This is a genomic window from Kitasatospora sp. NPDC001664 (genome assembly GCF_053596675.1).
The window spans coordinates 188,774-208,416 of record NZ_JBSFGS010000015.1; the positions used below are offsets into that span (position 1 = coordinate 188,774).

The following is a 19,643-nucleotide window of genomic DNA, read 5'->3' on the forward strand; positions in this document are numbered from 1 at the left end:
CACGGCGTTCGCTGCCGTCGTCACTGGATACTCCTAGGTCGTGGTCCACCCGTGTGCCCCGCTCTCGGGGCCATGGGAGCGGCCGGACCGGCGAGGTAAGAACCACGTTAGGAGCGGCGCCCGAACGGATCGTCATCCGCCGGGAGGAAGCCGCCCAACTCTCGATGTACGGGCTACCCCCCGGTTCCCCTAGGGGTTTTCGGGCACCTTCTCAGGGACTGGTGCCTCCCCCGGCAGGGTTTGCCCCGTCGCGCCGCCCGGCACGCACTCTCGCCGCACCGGCCAAAGGCCCAAGTAGCTCCGCTACGAGGGCCTTTCTCCGGCACGCCGAGAGCACGCACCGACCGACGCTCCTCATGGGGCAAACCCTGCCGGGGGAGGCACCGGGTCAGGGTCAGCAGGCCAGCGCGGGCACCAGGTGGCGCTCCAGGGCGGCCGCGAAGGCGTCCACCACCGGGGTGAGCTGGGCGGCGGCCTCCGGTTCGAGCACGGTGGACCCGTCGGGCGCGGCCCCGACCTGACGGTCGAGCAGGAACCAGCCCTGGGTGATGTGGGCCGCCCCCATGGAGGAGAGCACCGGCCGCAGGGCGTAGTCCACCGCGAGCACGTGGGCGGTGGAGCCGCCGGTGGCCAGCGGGAGCACGGTCTTGCCGGCCAGGCCGTGCTGCGGCAGCACGTCCAGCAGTGCCTTCAGCAGCCCGGAGTAGGCCGCCTTGTACACCGGAGTGCCTATCACCACGCCGTCGGCCTCGGCGAACAGCCGTGCCGCCTCGATGAGTTGGGGGTCGGAGAAGTCCGCGGACAGCAGTGCCGCGGCCGGCAGCGCGCGGGCGTCCAGTTCGACCACCCGGTGGCCGTGCTCGGCGAGCCGGGCGTCCACCACGTGGCGGAGCAGGCGGGTGGTGCGGGAGGTCGGCGAGGGGGAGCCGGAGACGGACAGGACAGTGGCCATGGGGGCACCTCGGAAGCGTGGAAGCGGCAGGGCTGAGCGCGCGGCGGTGCGCGGGAGAAGGGTGCAGACGGTGGCGAGCGGTCAGCCACTACACAGGGAGCAGGCCACGCGCAGCAGGTCGACGTGCCGCCTCCGCGTGAGAATCCTCTGCTGCTCCATGCGTTTCATGGGACCACGGGCCTTCGAGGGGGTCAAGGTCGGTCCGGTCGGCGGGCAGGTTCCGTCCGGTCGGTGACGATGCGCCGGGGCGGTCCGCGGCGTGCATCAAAACGGATACAAGGGGCCCCGTGGGTGCCCCCGCCGTACTGAGCGCCCGCGGTTTCGGGCATCCTTCCCCCCATGAACACGTGGCAGGAGGGCCGCCAGGGCGGCGGCAACGGGTACGGCGGCTCGCCGGGCGGCTACGGCTCCGAGGGCGAGCCGAACCCGTACCGCGCCCAGAACGGGAGCGCCCCGGGCGAGAGCGCCCCGTACCCCGAGGAGCCGACGCTCCCCGCGGGGCTGAACCCGCGCGGCCCGAACGCGCCGAAGCCGCTCAAGCCCGGCCAGAGCCGGCCGGCGCCCCAGCCCGTGCCCCGGCAGGCCGACCGCGCGCCGCTTCCGGCCTCGCTCAACCCGCGCGGCCCCGGCGCCCCGGCCCCCGCCTTCACCCCGCCCGCCCCGGACGTCCCCGCCGCCCAGCCCGGCGGCTCCGGTGGCCCCGGTGCCCCGATACCGCCGGGCACCCCCGGCGCGCCCAGACCGCCCCGGCCGTCGAACTCCGCCTGGCCGCGCAAGCGCAAGATCAAGGTGGGCGTCTACGCCACCCTGGCCGCGCTCCTGCTGACCGCGACCGGCACCTACTTCTGGGCCGACTCCAAGCTCAACCACGAGAACGTGCTGGCCGACTACAAGGGCCGCCCGCCGGCCGGCAAGGGCACCAACTGGCTGATCGTCGGCTCCGACAGCCGACAGGGCCTCACGGACGCCCAGGAGGACTCGCTGCACACCGGCTCGGCGGTCGGCAAGCGCAGCGACTCGATGATGCTGCTGCACATCGGGGACAACGGGAACACCCTGATGAGCATCCCGCGCGACTCCTGGGTCAACATCCCCGAGCACCCCAACACCAACGGCAACGGCAAGACCGTCCCGGCCACCACCTCGAAGATCAACGCGGCCTTCAACGGCGGCGGCGGCCGTCTGCTGGTGCAGACCGTGGAGGCCAACACCGGCCTGCGGATCGACCACTACGCCGAGATCGGCTTCGCCGGCTTCGTCGGCCTGGTGGACGCGGTCGGCGGCGTCGAGATGAAGATCGACAAGGACATCAAGGACCGCGACTCGGGCCTCGACCTCAAGGCCGGCACCCAGACCCTGACCGGCAGTCAGGCGCTGGCTTTCGTCCGCCAGCGCCACCAGATGGCCGACCAGGACCTGGGCCGGATGCGCAACCAGCAGAAGTTCCTGGCCGCACTGGCCCACCAGGCCGCCTCGCCCGGCACCGTGCTCAACCCGTTCACCTTCTACCCGATGGTCAGCGCGGGCCTGGGCACCCTGATCGTGGACGAGGACGCCGGCCTCGGCGACATCGGCTCGCTCTTCCTCGCCATGCGCGCGGTGACCGGTGGCGACGGCCGGTCGATCACCGTGCCGATCTCCAACCCGGACTTCCGGACCAAGACCGGTGAGTCCGCGGTGAAGTGGGACGACGCCAAGTCGAAGCAGCTCTTCGAGGCCTTCAAGAACGACGCCAAGGTCCCCGAGTTCAAGTAGCCCCCGGGTGTCGCGCCGGGCCCGCGCGCCCGGCGCGACACACTCGGGGGATGGGCGGCAACGGCAGTGGTGGCAGGCGGAACTGGTGGCGCGTCATCCGGTGGACGGTCGGCCTGCTGCTGCTCGCCCTGGTCGGCACCGCGCTCGGGACGTACCTCTGGGCCGACGGCAAGCTGCGCCACGTGGACGCCGTCACCGACTGGGACGGCCGCCCGGCTGACGGCCCCGGCACCAACTGGCTGCTGGTCGGCTCGGACAGCCGGGCCGGCCTGACGCCCCAGCAGCAGCGCGAGCTGCACGTCGGCGGCGACTCCGGCACCAACACCGACACCGTCATGGTGCTGCACCAGGGCGACAACGGCCCGGTGCTGATGAGCATCCCGCGCGACAGCTACGTCGCGATCCCCGGACACGGCAAGAACAAGATCAACGCGGCCTTCGCCCTCGGCGGCCCGGCCCTGCTGGTGCGCACCGTCGAGTCGAACACCGGCATCCGGATCGACCACTACGTGGAGGTCGGCTTCACCGGCATCGTGGACGTGGTGGACTCCCTGGGCGGGGTCGAGATGTGCCTGGACAAGCCGGTGAAGGACGCCAAGTCGGGGGCCGACCTCCCGGCGGGCTGCCAGAACCTGAACGGCACCCAGGCCCTGGCCCTGGTCCGCACCCGCTACTCGCTGCCCGACTCCGACCTCAGCCGGATCGGCAACCAGCAGGCCTTCCTCAAGGCCCTGGCCTCCGAGGTGCTCAGCCCGGCCACCCTGCTGAACCCCTTCGTCCTCTACCCGTTCCTCAGTGCCACCCTGGGCGCCCTGACGGTGGACCAGGACTCCTCGCTCTGGACCCTGGCCCGGTTCGCCCGGCAGATGGACCAGGTCTCCGGCTCCGGCGGCACCGCCCTCACCGTCCCGATCGCCGAGCAGAACTACCAGACCCCGGCCGGCTCCTCGATCCTCTGGGCCCCGCAGGCCTCCAAGCGCCTGTTCGAGGCGATCCAGAACGACCGGCCCGTCCCGAACCCCTGACCGCGTCTCACCTCACACTCCGTCATCACGGGTCCACAATGGGCTGCATGTCACTGGTGACCACCCTCATCGCCCACCGTCGCAGCCGGCTCTTCGGCCGCCTGGTCCAGGAGGCCCTCGCGCTCTACGGCGTCGAGGTCCCCGCCCCCGTCGAGATCGGCCCCGGACTGAAGGTCTACCACCGGGGCTTCGGCACCGTGCTGCACCCGTACACCACCCTCGGCGCCGACGTCACGCTCTACAACGGCGTCACCATCGGCCGGGCCGACCCGTGGGTGCCGCAGGAGCGCAGCGCGATGGAGCGGGTGGTGCTGGAGGACGGCGTGATGGTCTGCGCCGGCGCGAAGATCGTCTGCAAGCGCGGCGTGCTCACCGTCGGCGCGGGCACCATCGTCGGCGCCAACGCCGTCCTCACCACCTCCACCGGCCCCAACGAGATCTGGGCCGGAGCCCCCGCCCGCCGCATCGGCCTGCGCACCCCGGCCCCCCGCGTCCCCCAGCCCTGAGGCGGCCCGGCGGCCCGGCCCTGGACGCATCCGTCCGGGGCCGCTTCCGTCCCGACGGAACCCCTTCCGACGCCGCTGACCAGCGACGATGCTTGTCGTTGTCAGCAGGACGAACCCGCAAACCGGTACGGGGAGAACCTCGCTGACGGTACGTCAACCACGCCGACCGCTGCGCCTGCAGGGCAGCCGTCCGCGTGACCACACCACCGTCACGTCTCTTCCTCCCGGAGCGGAGCACAGCCATGTCCTCGAAGCCCGTCCAGCGTGCCCTGACCACCTCGCTCGCCCTGCTCTCCGCCGTCCCGGCGGTGATGTTCCTCGGCGCCCCGAACGCCTCCGCTTCGGTCGGTTCGAGCATCGTCGACACGGCCCGTGCCAACCTCGGAAAGGGCGCCTGCAGCACCAACAGCGCCAATGGCACCGGCTACTACTCCAGCTGCAACGGAAACAACGGTTCGCCGGAGGCGTGGTGCGCCGACTTCGCCAAGTGGGTCTGGGCCCGGAACGGCGTCAACGTCGACGGTCTGACGCCGGGGGCCATCAGCTTCGCCGACTACGGCGCGGGCCTGCAGTCCACCCCGCACGTCGGAGACGCCGTCCTCTTCAACGCCGGTGGGACCACGGCCGACGACCACGTCGCGATCGTCGTCTCCGTGGGCAACGGGACCATCACCACCATCGGCGGCAACGAGGGTAGTGGGGGCAAGGGGCCGTCCTACTCCTCGGTCCGGGAGTCCGCCCCCTACACCTCCACCGTGGGTGGCTACCGCGGCTCCCAGAGGATCAGCGGCTTCGTCTCTCCGATCGGTGGCAACGACTCGACCCCGACCACTCCGTCGGTGTCCTCGCCGGTGAACGTTCAGCTCGGGATCGTGGGCGCGCAGGGTTCGTTCTACAACCAGTACGGGAACTACGCGGCGGGCCGGTTCAACCCGAACTGGACCGATGTGGGCGGTGCTTCGCTGTCGAAGGTGACCTCGGTGACGGTCGGGGACGTGACGCACTTCTACGCGGTGGCCGACGGCCGGGTGTACGGCCGGGACCTGAACCCGGGCAACTCCTGGACCAACTGGGCCGAGATCCCGGGTGGTGCGACGGGTGTGCGTGACCTGACCGCCACGAACAGCGGGACCAACGTGATCCTGGGCATCGCCGGTGGTGACGGTTCGTTCTTCACCCAGTTCGGCAACTACGACAAGGGCCACTTCGACCCCAACTGGGTGAAGCGAGAGGGTTCCGGCCTGACCAACATCACCTCGGTCGCCTCGGCGGACGCCGAAACCGTGCGCTTCTACGGTGTGGCCGGCGGGCGGGTCTTCGGCTCGGACTTCACGCTGAACACCAACTCGACCGCGAACTGGTCCGAGATCCCCGGTGGCGCCACCGACGTCCGCGACATCGCGGCCACCCAGACCGGGAACAACGTGATCCTCGCCGTCGCCGGTTACGGCGGCTCCTTCCACACCCAGTACGGCAACTTCGACCAGGGCCACTTCGACGCCTCCTGGACCCAGCGCCCGGGCTCCGCGATCGACAACGTCGCCGCCACCACCACCCCCGACGGCAAGACCGTGCACTTCTACGGCCTGGCCCAGGGCCGCGCCTACGGTGCCGACTTCACCCTGAACACCAACGCCGTCTCCAACTGGAGCGAGATCCCCGGCGGCGCCCTCGGCGCCAAGGACATCACCGCCTCCCAGGCCAAGTAGCCGACCGACCCCGCAGGGCCCCGCCACCACGGCGGGGCCCTGCGCCGTACCCGGTGGACGGGCCCCGGGAGGGCGGATGGGACCATCGGGCGCATGTTCCATCCCGCTCCGCCGCTCCCCGCCGCACCGCCGCCCCTGACCGACGACCTCGCCGAGCGGTGGCTGGCGGCCCGCACCGTGCAGCGGTGGGACAGCCGGTGGCTGTGCGCGGTGCCGTTGCTGGTCTGCGTGGTGGCGATGGGTCAGGCCGCCCGGACGCCGCTGCTCTGCGGCCCGGCCCACCCGTGCGGGCAGAGCTGGGCGGAGGGGGCGATCGCCGCCGCCCTGCTGGCCGAGGCCGTCGCCCTGCTGGCCCGGCCGCGCGGGCTGGTGCTGATCCCGGCCGCCCTGCTGCCGTTGATCTGGTACGTCCCGGACGGCCTGCCCGACCAGGTGAGCCGCTGGACCGCGCTGGCCGCCCAGGCCGCTCTGCTGGTGGTGCTGGCCCGGGCCGGCGCGGGCCGCCGGGCCGCCCGGCAGCGGCTGGCCGACCTGATGGGCGGTCAGCAGCCCTACCCCTGGACCCTGGCGGGTGCCCCGGCCCCCGCCCCGCCCAGGCCCGTCGTCCGGCTGGTCCTCGGCGGCCTGCTGCTCGGGCTTGCCGCCGTCTCGGTGCTGACCGGCCTGGAGCGGCAGGAGGAGAGCGACGCCCGGGCCGCCCGGGCCGAGACCGTCCCCGGCCGGGTGCTCTCCTCGGACGAGCTCGGCGACACGGAGGTCGAGTACCGGCTGCCCGGGGACGACCGGCCCCGCACCGCCGGGGTGGAGGTGTACTGGGACACGTACCCGAAGCCGGGCGACACCCTCCCGCTGCTGGCCGACCGCGACGGCTGGGTCCGCCCGGCCGGCGACGCCTACGACCCCACCGTCTGGCTGATGGCGGCGACGCTGCTCGGCAGCGTCGGCCTGGTCGTGCTCGGCTCCTCGGCCCGCAGCGTCCGCCTGATCCGCGACCTCGCCGCCCCCGGCGCCCCCGGCGCCCCCGCCCTGCGGGTGGTGCACCACCCGGACGGCGACGAGGAGGTGGTCGGCCCCGAGGGCGGCGGCCCGCTCTGGCGGCTCTCCACCCGGCAGTACCTCGGCTGGAACGGCACCGCCTGGGTGCCGCTCGGAGACTTCCCGCTCCACTGGGAGGGCGAGGAGGACCGCCCGCCCGGACTGCGGACCGCCCTGCTCTACCAGGGGCCTGACGGCGCGTCCGCCCCCGTCCTGGTACGCCGCTGGAGCCACCACGACGACCGGGAGGGCGTCCTCGAACTCGACTGGATCGCCGTGGTCTGCACCCCGCAGGTGAAGGTGCTCCGCCGCCCGAGACCCACCGCCCCGCGCCCGACCGACGACCAGGGCATGCCCGCCCGCCTCCGGCTGGCGGTCGGCCCGGCCGCCGCCCTGGTCCTCGGCGCGGTGGTGGTCTCCCGCTCCGCCGACGGCTGGTGGACGGGCCTGCTCCAACCGCTGCTCCTCGGCGGCTCGACCATCCCCGCCGTGGTGGCCGCCCTCGGCTGGCAGGCCCGCTTCGACCGCGACGCCCTGGTGACCAGCACCGGCCTGACGAGGCGTCGGACCGCCTGGCCGGAGATCACCGCGGCGACCGCGGCGAACGGCCGCGTCACGGTCCGCACCAGCGACGACCAGGAACTCCGGATCGGCCACCGCGCCGTCGAATGGCTCGGCCTCGGCGACTACGACCCCCAGGCCCTCGCCACCGCCGTCACCCGCGCCGCCCGCGAACCCACCGCCCGCCCCACCACCGACACCCCCGACCACTTCCCCGAACTCCTGGTCAACCGCCTCTCCCTGACGGCGTACCTGGTCACCACGGTCACCGTCTGGCTCACTTGAGGAACGTGGTGATGCTTCGGGGGCGCGGGGAACTGCGCGAATCGGAAGGCGGACCGGCGCTGGACCAGGGCAGGCGAGCCAGTTGCACGTGCTGCCGTTCCCCCGCGCGCAGGGCCCCGCGCCCCCGGAGGCGTAGCCACCAACCTCAGGGGCAGCTGATGTCCGTGCCCGTGTTGGCCGATACGGCCGGAGCGGGTGCCGACGGGGCGGTGGTGGGGGACGGAGAGGTCTGGGCCGGGAGGGCGCCGGTGTAGTCGGTCCCGGCGATCACCTGCATGGTGGCGCCCAGCCCCGGGGCCTGCACCAGCTCGGCGTACGGCAGGGCGGCGGCCAGCGTCTTCACCGACTCGTCCCACCGGGGGTCGTACCGCACCACCGTCCGCGCCGCGCTCCCCCCACCGGCGTTCGACGGAGCCCCCGTCGTCGCGAAGCCGGCCTTCCGTAGGTCCCCGTCCACCCGCGCGCCGAGCCCCGCCGTCCCGGCCCCGTTGAGCACCTGGATCCGGATCTGCCCCGGCGGCACCGCCCCGGGAGCGACCGGCGCCGCGGCCGGGGGAGGGGCGGAGCGCTCGGTCAGCGGCTGCCCGTTCCGGACGGCGTCGAACAGCGCCTTCGCTCCCGCCGGATCCCACAGCACCGTCGAACCCCAGCCCTCCACCTGGTGGTTGACGTCCTTGAGCGGCACCGTGGCGAAGTCCGCCGTGGCCGGCGAGAGGTCCTTGAGCTGGGTGGCCAGCGCCACCAGGTCCGCGCTGGACAGGTCCTGGTCGGCCTTGACCGACCGCAGCACCGTCTCCGTCACCCGGGAGAGCTTCACCGGGTTGAGCAGCGTCCCGCTCGCGGTGGCCTGCCGCAACAGCTGGGCCAGGAACTTCTGCTGACGCTGCATCCGGCCCAGGTCGGAGCTGCCGTCCACGTGCCTCGCCCGGACGTACCTGAGCGCGCCGGCCCCGTCCAGCCGGGTCGTCCCGGCGGGCAGGTCCAGCCCGGAGTACTGGTCCTTCAGGGGCTTGGCGGTGCAGACCTCGACCCCGCCGAGGGCGTCCACGGTGGAGACGAAGGAGAGGAAGTCGACCTGGAGGTAGTGGTCGATCCGCAGACCGGTGTTGCGCTCCACGGTGCGGACGGTGAGGGCGGGACCGCCCATCCCGTAGGCGGCGTTGACCTTGCCGTGGCCCTCGGGGACCTCCCGGCCGGTGGCCAGGTCGCGGTGGGCGGGGATCACCACGTAGGAGTCGCGCGGGACGGAGACCACGCTGGCCCGGCCGCCGTGCGCGGCCAGCTGGACGATCATCAGGGTGTCCGTGCAGTGGCAGGACTCGCCGCCGGCGTGCAGCACCCCCTTCAGGGTGTCGGCCGGGATCCCCTCCCGGTCGTCGGTGCCGGCCACCAGGAAGGTGGTCACCCCGTCGTCGGGCGGCCGGTCCCCGGCGGAGCCGAAGGCGTCCACCCGGCCGATCGCGTCCCCGACCCCGGCCAGCAGGGTCCGGCCGCCGCAGGCGGTGGCCAGCACGGCGAGCGAGACGGCGCCCGCCAGCCACCGGCCCCACCGGCGGCGCACCGGTGGGGTGCGCTGGGGGTCGGTCCCGTGACGGGCGGCAGTCGGCGGCACCCTCGGATGGTAGGCGCGCCGCGGGAGCACGGAAGCAGGACGCGCCGGGCGGGTACGCCGTACGCGGGCCCGCTCGCCGAAACGTTCATGCACCCGTTCGCCCCGGCCGGATGATGCCGGTCACCTCCAACCGGCCACCGGCAGGGGCCCCGTGACGCTATGTTCGGCGCCATGGGGAACCCAGTGCGAGTGGTGGAGAGCGCCGACGTCGACGAGCGGGCGCGCATCGGCGAGGGCAGTACGGTCTGGCACCTGGCCCAGGTCCGCGAGGACGCGGTGATCGGGTCGGAGTGCATCATCGGGCGCGGCGCGTACGTCGGCCCCGGCGTGGTGATCGGGGACCGGGTGAAGCTGCAGAACCACGCCCTGGTCTACGAGCCCGCCGTCCTGGAGGACGGCGTCTTCGTCGGCCCGGCGGCGGTGCTCACCAACGACGTGTACCCGCGCTCGGTGGATCCGGACGGCAAGCTCAAGCGCGGGGACGACTGGCACGCGCAGGGCGTGACGCTCCGTCAGGGCAGCTCGATCGGCGCCCGCGCGGTGATCACGCCCGGCGTCACCGTCGGCCGCTGGGCCCTGGTCGCGGCGGGCGCCGTGGTGCACCGGGACGTCCCCGACTTCGCCCTGGTGGCCGGCGTCCCGGCCCGCCGCCTCAAGTGGGTCGGCCGGGCCGGCGAGCCGCTCACCGAGACCGCCCCCGGCAGCTGGCTGTGCCCCCGCACCGGCGAGCGCTACACCGAGAGCGACGGCGTGCTGCGCGAGGACGCCGAGGGCGGGGCTCAGAAGGTGTAGAGCCCGCCCTGCGGGTTGACGTCCATGCAGTTCTTGTCGTTGTCGGCGGTGACGGCCTCGGCCGACTTGGGGAGCTGGGTCGGCGGGGCGGTCACCGGGAAGGCGGTGCCGCTCGGCCAGTCGGCGCCGACGGAGAGCAGCAGCTCGCTCTTGGCGGTGCCCTCGTGCAGGGCGGTGCGGGGCAGCCCGAGGGCGGCGGCGACCGCCTGGGCCTCGGCCGACTGCTGGGGCGGGTACTCGAGCTGGGTGGTCTTGCGGGCCGTGCCGTTGGCCGTGGTCGCGGCCTTGGTGAAGCCCTTGGCGACCAGGGCCGCCCTGACGTCGCCGGCCCGGCGCTCCACGCCGGAGGAGTTCTGCACGGTGACCGCCACGGTCGACGGCGCCGCGGTGCCCGCCGACGGGGAGGGGGTCGGTGACGGGGTGGGGGAGGAGCTCGGGGCCGGGCCCTTGTCGTCCAGCGGACGGTCGGCCAGCAGCATGTCCCAGATCTGCCGGGTGTCCTGCTCCTTGAGCTCCAGCCGGTTCTCGTCGCTGGTGGCCGTCACGGTCGGCACGGTGAGGGTGGTGATCCGCTCGGTCGGCACCTTGCGCAGGTCGGTGCCGAGGTCGAGCAGCGCCTTGACGTCCGCCAGGTCCTTGTCGAGGCTGATCGACTTCGAGGCGGTCTCGGCCAGCTTCAGCAGCGCGCCCGGGTCGGTGAGCGTCCCCTTGGACTTCAGCTCCCGGACCATCGACGAGAGGTACAGGTGCTGGGCCTTGGTCCGGCCGATGTCGTCGCCCCAGGCGTCGCGGGTGCGCAGCCACTGCAGCGCCTGCTCGCCCTGGATCCGGTGGGTGCCCTTGGCGAGCTTGAGGTCGGTGCCGCCGTGCCCCTTGCGGTAGCGGTCGTAGAGGTTCATGTTGACGCAGACCGGCACGCCGCCGACCGCGTCGGCCATGTCCACCACGCCGGCGAAGTCGATCATCATGTAGTGGTCGATGTACAGGCCGGTGATGGCCTGCCAGGTACCGAGCAGGCAGCCGGGGCCGCCGCGGGCCAGCGCCTCGTTGATCATCGTCCTGCGGACCGAGGGCTTGGTGGTCTTCCCGTCCTCGCTGCGGCAGGCCGGGATGGTCACCAGCGTGTCGCGGGGTATGGATATCAGCGAGGCGTTGGAGCGGTCGGCGGAGACGTGCAGCAGCATCTGGACGTCGGCCAGGCCGGGCCGCCCGGCGTCGTCGGCCGAGCCGCCGAGGGCGATGTTCTTGGCCGAGCCGCGGTTGTCGGTGCCGATCATCAGGATGTTGATCGGCGTCTGGCCGGCCGCGTTGGGGGCCGTCCTGGCGCCGGAGGCGTCGCTGAGGTTCCGCTCGCCGGAGTCGAAGTTGCCGTTCAGGTGCTGGTAGTACCAGTAGCCGCCGCCACAGGCGGCCAGCAGCAGGAAGGCCAGGCCGAGGGCCAGCCACCGCAGCACGCGCCGTCCGCCCCGCCGCTGCTCGGCGGCCTGCCGGGAGGCGGCGCGCCCTTCGGACGGCCGTGTCCGGACGTTCGTCATCGGTAGCACCACCACTCGTCGTGAGCAGCCCCCCGTAGGCCACCTGTTCGGAACCTACCCGACGCCACCACGTCGATCGCGGATCTGTTACACAGTCAGAACGATCGTATGACTGTGAGTTTGACCATCTCCGCCTACTTCGCGCACACGTCGGCGTCGTCCGCCTGCACCCGCTGGAGGTCCTTGGGCGCCTCGGTCGGCACCGGCGCGGCGGGCTTGCCGAGCTCGGTGAAGTCCTTGCCGAGCACCAGCAGCAGCGGCTCCCCGGCGGCGATCGCGGTGCTCTCCTTGGCGGCCTCGGCGGGCAGCCCGAGCGCGGCGGCCAGGGCGGCGCCCTGCTCGGCCCGGCCCTTGGGGTAGGAGACCGTGGTGGTCGCGGCGGCGGCGGTGTCCTTGCCGGTGCCGGCCTGGGCGAAGCCCTTCCCCTTCAGGGCGGTGACGGCCTTGGTGGCCTGGCCGGGGGTGCCGGAGCCGTTCCGCACGGTGACCCGGACGGCGGCCGCGTCCACCGTGGCGGCCGGCGGGGCCGAGGCCTGGGCCGGGGACGGTTCGGCGGAGGGCGCCGCGGCCGCGGCCGCCACCTCGGTCAGCGAACGGTCGGCCGCGACCATCGCGAACAGCTGCTCGGCGGGCTTCTCGTTCAGGATGACCCGGCCCTTGTTCTTCGGGTCGTCCAGCACCGGCACGGTGGCGAAGGTGATGTGCTTGGTGTCCACCTTGGAGAGGTCCAGCGCCAGGTCCTTGAGCTTGTCCACGCTCTTCAGGCCCGCGTCCACGGTGAGCGCCTTGGTGGCGGCGTCGGCCAGGTTGAACAGCTTGGTCGGGCTGGTCAGGGTGTCGCCGCTCTTCATCTTGCGGATCATCGAGCTGAGGAACTGCTGCTGGAGCTCGATCCGGGACAGGTCGCTGCCCTGGCCGACGGCGTGCCGGGTGCGGACGAAGGCGAGCGCGTCCTCGCCCTGCACCACGTGCCGGCCCTTGGTCAGCTTCAGGTGCGAGCCGGTGTCGTTGATGTCCTTGGCCACGCAGACCTCCACCCCGCCGACGGCGGTGGAGAGGGTCTTCACCGCCTCGAAGTTCACCATCAGGAAGTGGTCGATCCGGATGCCGGTCATCTTCTCGACGGTCCGCCAGGTGCAGCCCGGGTCACGGCCCTCCTGCCCCAGGCTCTCGTTGAACAGCGTCCTGGCGGTGCCCGGGATCTTCTTCCCGTCCGTCTCGCACTCCGGGATGGTGACCATCAGGTCGCGCGGGATGCTCATCACCGTCGCGTTGCTGCGGTCCTTGGCCACGTGCATCAGCAGGGTGGTGTCGGCGTGGCCGGGGCTGCCCTCGTCGCCGTACTCGCGGCCCAGGCCCTTGCGGCTGTCGGTGCCGATCACCAGGATGTTCATCGCCCCGGCGGCGGCCTGCGGGCGCTCGGAGTCCGGGCCGACCTGGACGTTCACCGAGGAGATGTTGCCGTTCAGGCGCTGGTAGGCGTACAGCGCCCCGCCGCAGCCCGCCACCAGGACCAGTGCGGCCACCCCGGCGGTCCACTTGACGGCGCGTCGGCGACCGCCGCCGCCCGTGTGGCGGCGCGAGGCCCGTCGGCCGGCCGGCGGTGCGGCGGCTCCGGGCCGGGCGGCCCGCGGGCGGGGCACGGTGGCCTGGGCGGGGGCCGGTGCGGCGTCCAGGTCCAGCCGGAACTCCCCGGTGGCCGGGTCGAGCACCCACTGGTCGGCCGGGTCCACTGCGGCCGGGGTCTGGTCCGCGAGGTGTCCGTCGTGCCGGTTTCCGCTGTTCACCCCGGACACCCTAGACGAGCTCCGGTCATGATCCGGTCGTACTGTGACCGTTGCCACGGTGGTCAAACACCGTGAAAACGGGCAAAGTTCACGCCCCGTCGGACCGGGGCCGACCGCTCCCGACCGCCGCGGTCAGTGCATCGAGCAGACCTCCTGGTCGGCGGTCCGGCCCTCCAGGGTCGGTTCGGCGGTCGGCAGGGCGGTCGGGCCGGCCGACGGCGTCCAGCCGCCGAGGTCGTCCGGGGAGGGGCCGGCGGAGGCGCCCGGCGGGGGCTCGTGCGCGGTGGAGCCGTCCACCGAGGGGTCGCGCAGGAGCGGCGAGGGCGCCCCGTCGGCCAGCAGGGTGGGCGAGGGCGACGCGGGCACCTGATAGGCCCGCACGCTCACCGCGCGGTCGGACCGCAGCGCGGCGAACAGCTGGTCGGTGTCCGGCTGGACCAGCTGGTCCCGGTCCCAGTTCCCCGGGTAGGGGCGGCGCGGGGTGGTCAGGAAGACCACGTTCGAGGTCGGCATCGAGCGCAGGTCCTGGGCCAGGTCGTAGAGCGCGCCCAGCCGGCTCAGCCCCTCGTCCGCGGTGACCGCCTCGGTGGCGGCGTTCAGCAGCGGCCAGAGCCGGGTCGGGTTGAGCAGCACCCCGGTGGACTGCACCTTGCGCACCATGGAGGCCAGGAACTCCTGCTGACGCCCCATCCGCTGGGTGTCGCTGCCGTCCCCGAGGGTCTCCCGGGCCCGGACGTACCCGAGCGCCTGCTCCCCGCCCAGCACCTGCCGCCCGGCCGGCAGGTCCAGCTTGGCGTTGCGGTCGTGGATCGCCCGGGGCACGCACACCTCCACCCCGCCGACCGCGTCCACCATCTTCTTGAAGCCGGTGAAGTCCAGGATCAGGTGGTGGTCGATCCGGATGCCGCTGAGCCGCTCCACGGTCCGGATCGTGCAGGCCGGACCGCCCAGCTCGAAGGCCCAGTTGAACTGCACGAACCGGGGGGTCGAGCGCGTCCCGTCCGGGAGCTCGCAGGCCGGCACCCGGACCATCGCGTCCCGGGGGATGGAGACCGCGGTGGCGTGCTCCCCGTCCGCCGCCAGGTGCAGCAGGATCGTGGTGTCCGAGCGCTGCCCGCCCGCGAAGCCGTACTCGCCGTTGGCCCCGCTGCGGTCGTCGCTGCCGATCAGCAGGATGTTCCTGGCCTGCTGCGGCCCCCGTTCGGGCCGCTCCGACTCGTCGTGCCGCAGCAGCTGCCCGGTGGCGGTGTCGGTCCCGATGTTGCCGTCCAGCTTCCGGTAGCCGATCCAGGCCACCACGCCTCCGGCCACCAGCAGCAGCGCCAGCACCCCGGAGAGGATCAGCAGGATGCGGCGGCGCCCCCCGCCGCGGACGGTCGGGGGGCGCTCGCTCTGGTCATCGTCCTCGGCCATGACCGGGATTCCTACCCGGTCGCCGGTCCGGGCGGATCAGCCCAGACGCAGAGTCACTCGTTCGGATTCGATCCGCTTCGCCCACTGCTCCTCGGTCAGCCCGCCCGAGTTCCGGCAGAGCACCACCGAGGCACCGGCCGCCAGCGGGGCCAGCAGCCCGGCCTCCAGCCCGGCCCAGTCGTCGTACGAGAGCGTGCTGAGCACCCGGCTGGAGGTGTCGAGGCCGAGCCGGGCCGCGCCCTCCCGGGCCAGTGCCACGGTCTGTTCCCCCGTCAGCTTCAGCGGCAGCCCGTCCTCCACCACCGTCTCCAGCGCCATCGCCTGCGGGTGCACCGGCGAGTACGGGGCGAACCGGTCGCCCTGCCCCGGCACCTCGGCGGCGTAGTCCAGGAAGCCGTCCGGCCGGGCCGGGAACCGCCCGCCGAGCGGACGCAGCGCGAGCGCCACCCGCTCGCCGGAGCAGTCCTTGGCGGAGTCCAGCCCGTCCGGGCCGCTCACCACCAGGTCGGCGTCGGCCGGGGCGCCGCCGGGCACCGCGACCACGCCCACCGACCAGCAGGCGAGCAGCCAGACGGCGCTCTGCCAGTGGGCCGGCAGGAGCAGCGCGGCGCGGTCCTCCGGACCGGCGTTCAGCTCGTCCTGGAGCAGGTTGGCGGTCTTGGCGACCCAGTTGTCGAAGGTCTTGGCGGAGAGCTCCACCCGCTCGCCGGTCGCGTCGTCGTAGAACGTGACCAGCGGACGGGTCGGGTCCGCGTCGAGGGCCCCCGGGCGCAGGTAGGCGTGCAGCAGCTCGGCGGGGGTGCGGGCGTCGGCAGCGAATGGCGCAGTCATGGTGCGCCCCAGCCTACGACCTCCCCGTCCGGCGGGGGAGAGGCGGCCGCCCGGCGGAACCGACGTGGCGTCAGAACCGTTTTGCCCTCAATATCCCATTCATGCGCCTCGCTCTGCTCGCCGCCGCCACCGCCGCCACCAGCGCCCTCCTCCTGCTCCCCCCGCCCGCCCTCGCCGAGGGCCCCGCCGCGGGCTCCTCCGGAAGCGTCAGGACCGTCCCCCTGACGAACGGTCAGCGCGGACTGCCGCAGCAGGGCACCGCCCCGTTCTCCCTGGTCGGCGTCAGCTGGGACGACCCCGCCGCCACCCCGGACGGCACCGTCGAGGTCCGCACCCGCGCCGTCGGCGGCGACTGGAGCCCCTGGCACCCGCTGACCGTCGAACCCGACGACCGGCCCGACCCCGAAGGCCCCGAGGCCGCCCGGCGCGGTGCCACCTCCCCGCTCTGGGTCGGCCCCAGCGACGGGGTCGAGGTCCGCTTCACCGGCACCGCCCCGCGCGGCCTGCGCGCGGAGCTGGTCGACCCCGGGCAGGACGTGCCGCTGCGCCGCGCGGGCGGGGCCGCACCCCGGCCGGGCATCGTCACCCGGGCCGGCTGGGGCGCCGACGAGTCCATCCGCGAGCCCGACTTCACCTACACCGGCCCGGTCCGCGCGGTCTTCGTCCACCACACCGACACCGCCAACGACTACGCCTGCTCCGACGCGCCCAAGGTCATCCGGTCGATCTACCAGTACCACGTCAAGAGCAACGGCTGGCGCGACCTCGGCTACAACTTCCTGGTCGACCGCTGCGGCACCGTCTACGAGGGCCGCGCCGGCGGAGTCGCCCAGGCCGTCCTCGGCGCCCACACCCTCGGCTTCAACACCGACACCGCCGGCGTCGCCGCCCTCGGCCGCTACACGGCCGACGCCGTCCCCCAACCCCAGATCGACGGCATCGCCAAACTCGCCGCCTGGAAGCTCGGCCTCACCGGCCAGCCCGCCAACGGCAAGACCCAACTCACCTCCGCCTCCGACGGCAGCCGCTACCCCAAGGGCACCACCGCCACCTTCGACACCGTCTCCGGCCACCGCGACGCCTTCAACACCGAATGCCCCGGGACCGCCCTCTACACCCGCCTCCCCGCCATCCGCACCTGGTCCACCCACCTCCAGGGAAGGTGACCCTGGGCGGAAGTGGTGACACCGGGGGCGCGGGGAACTGCGCGAACCGGAAGGCGGAGCAGCGTGAGATCGGGGCACGCGAGCCAGTTGCACGTGCTGCCGTTCCCCCGCGCGCAGGGCCTCGCGCCCCCGGTGTGACCGAATCCCCGCCGCGTATCCTCGCCTCGGAGGTGCGGCAAGGTGTCGGAGGCGGTGCGTCGTTGGGAGCCCGGGTTCCCGCTGGACCTGGGGCGGACCTTGCTGCCGTTGCGCCGTGGTCCCGCCGACCCGGCGTACCGCACCAGCGGCGACGGCGCCGTCTGGCGGGCCTCCCGCACCCCCGCCGGCGTCGGCACCCTCCGTCTGGCCCAGAGCGCCGGAGCCGTCGAGGCCCACGCCTGGGGCCCCGGCGCCGAATGGCTGCTGGACCGCGTCCCGCAACTCCTCGGTGCCTCCGACGACCCGTCAGGACTCCACCTGCCCCCTGGCCCGCTCCGTGAGGCCCAGCGCAACCACCCCGGCCTGCGCCTCACCCGCACCGGCCTGGTCCTGGAGTCCCTGATCCCGGCGATCCTCGAACAGAAGGTCACCACCGACGAGGCGTACCGCGCCTGGCGCACCCTCCTCAAGGACTTCGGCACCCCGGCCCCGGGCCCGGCCGAGGGCATGCGGGTCGCGCCCTCCGCCCGGGAGTGGGCGATGCTGCCGTCCTGGGAGTGGCACCGCGCCGGCGTCGACCCCAAGCGCGCCGCGACCGTCGTCCGGGCGGTCCGTCTCGCACCCCGGCTCGAAGAGGCGTCAGCCCTGCCGCACGAGGCGGCGATCGCCCGCCTCACCACCGTCCCCGGCATCGGCCCGTGGACCGCCGCCGAGACCCTCCAGCGCAGCAACGGCGACGCGGACGCCGTCTCGGTCGGCGACTTCCACCTGCCGAACCTGGTCGGTTGGGCCCTCGCGGGCCGCCCCCGCAGCGACGACGCCCAGATGCTCGCGCTGCTGGCCCCGTACGCGGGCCACCGCCACCGGGTCTGCCGCCTGATCGGTCTGACCGGCGCCCGTGCCCCCCGCTACGGACCCCGCCTCACCCCGAACGACCACCGCCACCGCTGAGCGGTCCCCGCACCTCCACCGTCCGGCCGTCCGGATCGGTCAACAGCCGTACCCCGTCCGCTCCTTCGATGGTCAGGCCGAGCCGGAGGGCGCCCGTCTCGCGACCGGCCCGGGCGGGGTAGAGCTCCAGGACGGTGCCGTCGGCCAGCTCCGCCGCGTAGTGCTCCGGCCCGGTGCCGTGCCGCTCCGCGGTGAACCGCAGCCCGAGCCCCCGGTAGAAGTCGACGCACTCCGCGAGCCGGGCCGTGTAGACGACCAGCAGCCCCAGCCCGCTCATCGCACCGTCAGGAAGGCGTCCGCCGAACGCGCCTGACGCGCCCTCGGCTCCTCCGCCGGCCGCCCGACCGCCACCGCGCCCATCGGGTCCCACCCGCCCGGCAGGTCGAGCACCTCCCGCACGGTGTCGCGGCAGAACATCGTCGAGGAGACCCAGGCCGAGCCGTAGCCCTCCCCGGCCAGCGTGACCAGCAGGTTCTGCACGGCCGCCCCCATCGCCACCACGAACATCTCCCGCTCCGCCGCGGCCCGCCGCGCGTCGGGGTAGTCGTGCGAGCCGTCCGTGACCAGGCACGGCACCACCAGGTACGGCGCGGCCCGCAGCACGTTGCCGCGCGCCGTCCGCCGGGCGATCTTCGCCTCGTCCCAGCCGTCGAGCTCGGCCAGGTCGTGCCGCCAGGCGGCGAGCATGGCGTCCAGCAGTCGCTCCCGGGCCTCCGCCGTCTCCACCAGCACGAAGCGCCACGGCGTGGTGTGGTGCGGGGCCGGGGCCGTCACGGCCGCCGCCACCGCCCGCCGCACGGCCTCCGGGTCCACCGGTTCGGCGGTGAAGGAGCGTACGGTCCGCCGCAGCGTGACGGCCTCCCGCAGCGCCTCCGAGGTCCCCATCCGGAACAGGTCGTCGACCACCGGCCGCAGCAGCGGCCGGATCCCGTCGCCGTCCTCCTCGGTGACCACGCCGCCGAGGCCCCGCACCACGGCGACCGGCACGCCGCTGGCCTTGCCCTTCGCCAGGTCGCCGGCGGCGGCCAGTTCGTCGGCGGTGGCGGTCACCGTCAGGGTGAGCTCGTTGCCGTGGCTGTCCCGCCGGCCCCGGTGGTCCTCGACCACCGCGACCCCGGCCGCGCCGATCGCCACGTCGGTGAGCCCGTTGCGCCAGGGCCGCCCGAAGGTGTCGGTGACCAGCACGCCCAGCCGGCGGCCCGTCAGCTGCCGCAGCCGGGCCCGCAGGGCGCGGGCCGAGGCGTCGGGGTCGAGCGGGAGCAGCAGGACGGTGCCGGGTGCGGTGTTGGAGGCGTCCACGCCGGCGGCGGCCATCACCAGGCCGTTGCGGTTCTCCACGATCCGGGAGCGGCCGCGCCGGGCCACCACCCGGACGGTCTCGGCGTCGATCGCGGCCTCCCGGTCGGCGGCCTCGACGATCCGGCCCTCAGCCTTGGAGACGATCTTCGAGGTGACCACCACCACGTCGCCGTCCTCGAACTCGCCCGCCTTGGCGATGAGTTCGGCCAGGTCCGTGCCGGGCTCGATCTCCGGCAGCCCGGCCACCGGCAGGACGGAGAACGCCCCCGGCCCAGCCCCGGGCCCCACCGT

16 protein-coding genes are annotated in these 19,643 nt (G+C 73.7%); 8 read left to right on the top strand and 8 right to left on the bottom strand.

The window, feature by feature from the left end; translation table 11 throughout:
- Positions 1–394 precede the first annotated feature (394 nt).
- Complete coding sequence (gene ssuE / locus ACWCYY_RS22540; protein ID WP_449797023.1) at positions 395–952, bottom strand: NADPH-dependent FMN reductase; 558 nt, start codon at positions 950–952, stop codon at positions 395–397.
- A 339-nt stretch (positions 953–1,291) separates the two neighbouring features.
- Between ssuE and ACWCYY_RS22545 the strand changes: the two genes are divergently transcribed.
- From ACWCYY_RS22545 to ACWCYY_RS22565, 5 genes are all read left to right on the top strand, one after another.
- Positions 1,292–2,707: an LCP family protein gene (locus tag ACWCYY_RS22545; RefSeq protein WP_449797024.1), complete on the top strand. Its 1,416-nt coding sequence runs from the start codon at positions 1,292–1,294 to the stop codon at positions 2,705–2,707.
- Between the two features lie 50 nt (positions 2,708–2,757).
- Positions 2,758–3,732 carry an LCP family protein gene (locus ACWCYY_RS22550; RefSeq protein ID WP_449797025.1) on the top strand — a complete coding sequence of 325 codons (975 nt, stop codon included), beginning with the start codon at positions 2,758–2,760 and terminating at the stop codon, positions 3,730–3,732.
- Positions 3,733–3,779: 47 nt separating this feature from the next.
- Complete coding sequence (locus ACWCYY_RS22555) at positions 3,780–4,238, top strand: hypothetical protein (protein ID WP_345284909.1); 459 nt, start codon at positions 3,780–3,782, stop codon at positions 4,236–4,238.
- Positions 4,239–4,480: 242 nt separating this feature from the next.
- Positions 4,481–5,947, top strand: a complete 1,467-nt coding sequence (locus tag ACWCYY_RS22560) for a CHAP domain-containing protein (RefSeq protein ID WP_345284907.1) — start codon at positions 4,481–4,483, stop codon at positions 5,945–5,947.
- A gap of 93 nt (positions 5,948–6,040) precedes the next feature.
- Positions 6,041–7,828 (top strand): hypothetical protein, encoded by a 1,788-nt coding sequence (locus tag ACWCYY_RS22565; RefSeq protein WP_449797026.1) that lies wholly within the window; start codon positions 6,041–6,043, stop codon positions 7,826–7,828.
- 145 nt (positions 7,829–7,973) lie between these two features.
- On the opposite strand, the gene ACWCYY_RS22570 is transcribed toward ACWCYY_RS22565, so the two are convergent.
- Positions 7,974–9,440 carry an LCP family protein gene (locus tag ACWCYY_RS22570; RefSeq protein ID WP_345284903.1) on the bottom strand — a complete coding sequence of 489 codons (1,467 nt, stop codon included), beginning with the start codon at positions 9,438–9,440 and terminating at the stop codon, positions 7,974–7,976.
- A 171-nt stretch (positions 9,441–9,611) separates the two neighbouring features.
- Here ACWCYY_RS22570 and ACWCYY_RS22575 point away from each other — a divergent pair, with 171 nt between their 5' ends.
- Positions 9,612–10,232, top strand: a complete 621-nt coding sequence (locus ACWCYY_RS22575) for an acyltransferase (protein ID WP_345284901.1) — start codon at positions 9,612–9,614, stop codon at positions 10,230–10,232.
- Here the strand turns inward: ACWCYY_RS22575 and ACWCYY_RS22580 are convergent.
- The 4 genes from ACWCYY_RS22580 to ACWCYY_RS22595 all read right to left on the bottom strand — a co-directional run bounded on the left by ACWCYY_RS22580 (position 10,220) and on the right by ACWCYY_RS22595 (position 15,798).
- Entirely contained in the window at positions 10,220–11,767 is a 1,548-nt protein-coding gene (locus ACWCYY_RS22580; protein ID WP_449797027.1) for an LCP family protein, read from the bottom strand. The two genes, ACWCYY_RS22575 and ACWCYY_RS22580, sit on opposite strands and share 13 nt — an antisense overlap.
- A 134-nt stretch (positions 11,768–11,901) precedes the next feature.
- A complete protein-coding gene (locus tag ACWCYY_RS22585) occupies positions 11,902–13,554 on the bottom strand; it encodes an LCP family protein (RefSeq protein WP_449797028.1) in 1,653 nt (550 codons plus the stop codon).
- Positions 13,555–13,686: 132 nt separating this feature from the next.
- Positions 13,687–14,967 carry an LCP family protein gene (locus ACWCYY_RS22590; RefSeq protein WP_345284894.1) on the bottom strand — a complete coding sequence of 427 codons (1,281 nt, stop codon included), beginning with the start codon at positions 14,965–14,967 and terminating at the stop codon, positions 13,687–13,689.
- Between the two features lie 36 nt (positions 14,968–15,003).
- The gene (locus ACWCYY_RS22595; protein ID WP_449797029.1) at positions 15,004–15,798 is read right to left on the bottom strand and encodes a TIGR03089 family protein; all 795 of its coding nucleotides are present in this window, start codon (positions 15,796–15,798) and stop codon (positions 15,004–15,006) included.
- 101 nt (positions 15,799–15,899) lie between these two features.
- On the opposite strand from ACWCYY_RS22595, the gene ACWCYY_RS22600 reads away from it, so the two are divergent.
- Both ACWCYY_RS22600 and ACWCYY_RS22605 read left to right on the top strand, forming a co-directional pair.
- Positions 15,900–16,964, top strand: coding sequence for a peptidoglycan recognition protein family protein (locus ACWCYY_RS22600; RefSeq protein WP_449797030.1), 1,065 nt, complete (start codon positions 15,900–15,902; stop codon positions 16,962–16,964).
- Positions 16,965–17,144: 180 nt separating this feature from the next.
- The gene (locus tag ACWCYY_RS22605; protein WP_449797031.1) at positions 17,145–18,053 is read left to right on the top strand and encodes a DNA-3-methyladenine glycosylase family protein; all 909 of its coding nucleotides are present in this window, start codon (positions 17,145–17,147) and stop codon (positions 18,051–18,053) included.
- On the opposite strand, the gene ACWCYY_RS22610 is transcribed toward ACWCYY_RS22605, so the two are convergent.
- Together ACWCYY_RS22610 and ACWCYY_RS22615 are read right to left on the bottom strand one after the other, a co-directional pair.
- Entirely contained in the window at positions 18,025–18,330 is a 306-nt protein-coding gene (locus ACWCYY_RS22610) for a VOC family protein (RefSeq protein WP_449797032.1), read from the bottom strand. The genes ACWCYY_RS22605 and ACWCYY_RS22610 overlap by 29 nt on opposite strands.
- Positions 18,327–19,640, bottom strand: a complete 1,314-nt coding sequence (locus ACWCYY_RS22615; protein WP_449797041.1) for a coenzyme F420-0:L-glutamate ligase — start codon at positions 19,638–19,640, stop codon at positions 18,327–18,329. The genes ACWCYY_RS22610 and ACWCYY_RS22615 overlap by 4 nt, the downstream gene beginning before the upstream one ends.
- Between the last annotated feature and the right edge of the window lie 3 nt (positions 19,641–19,643).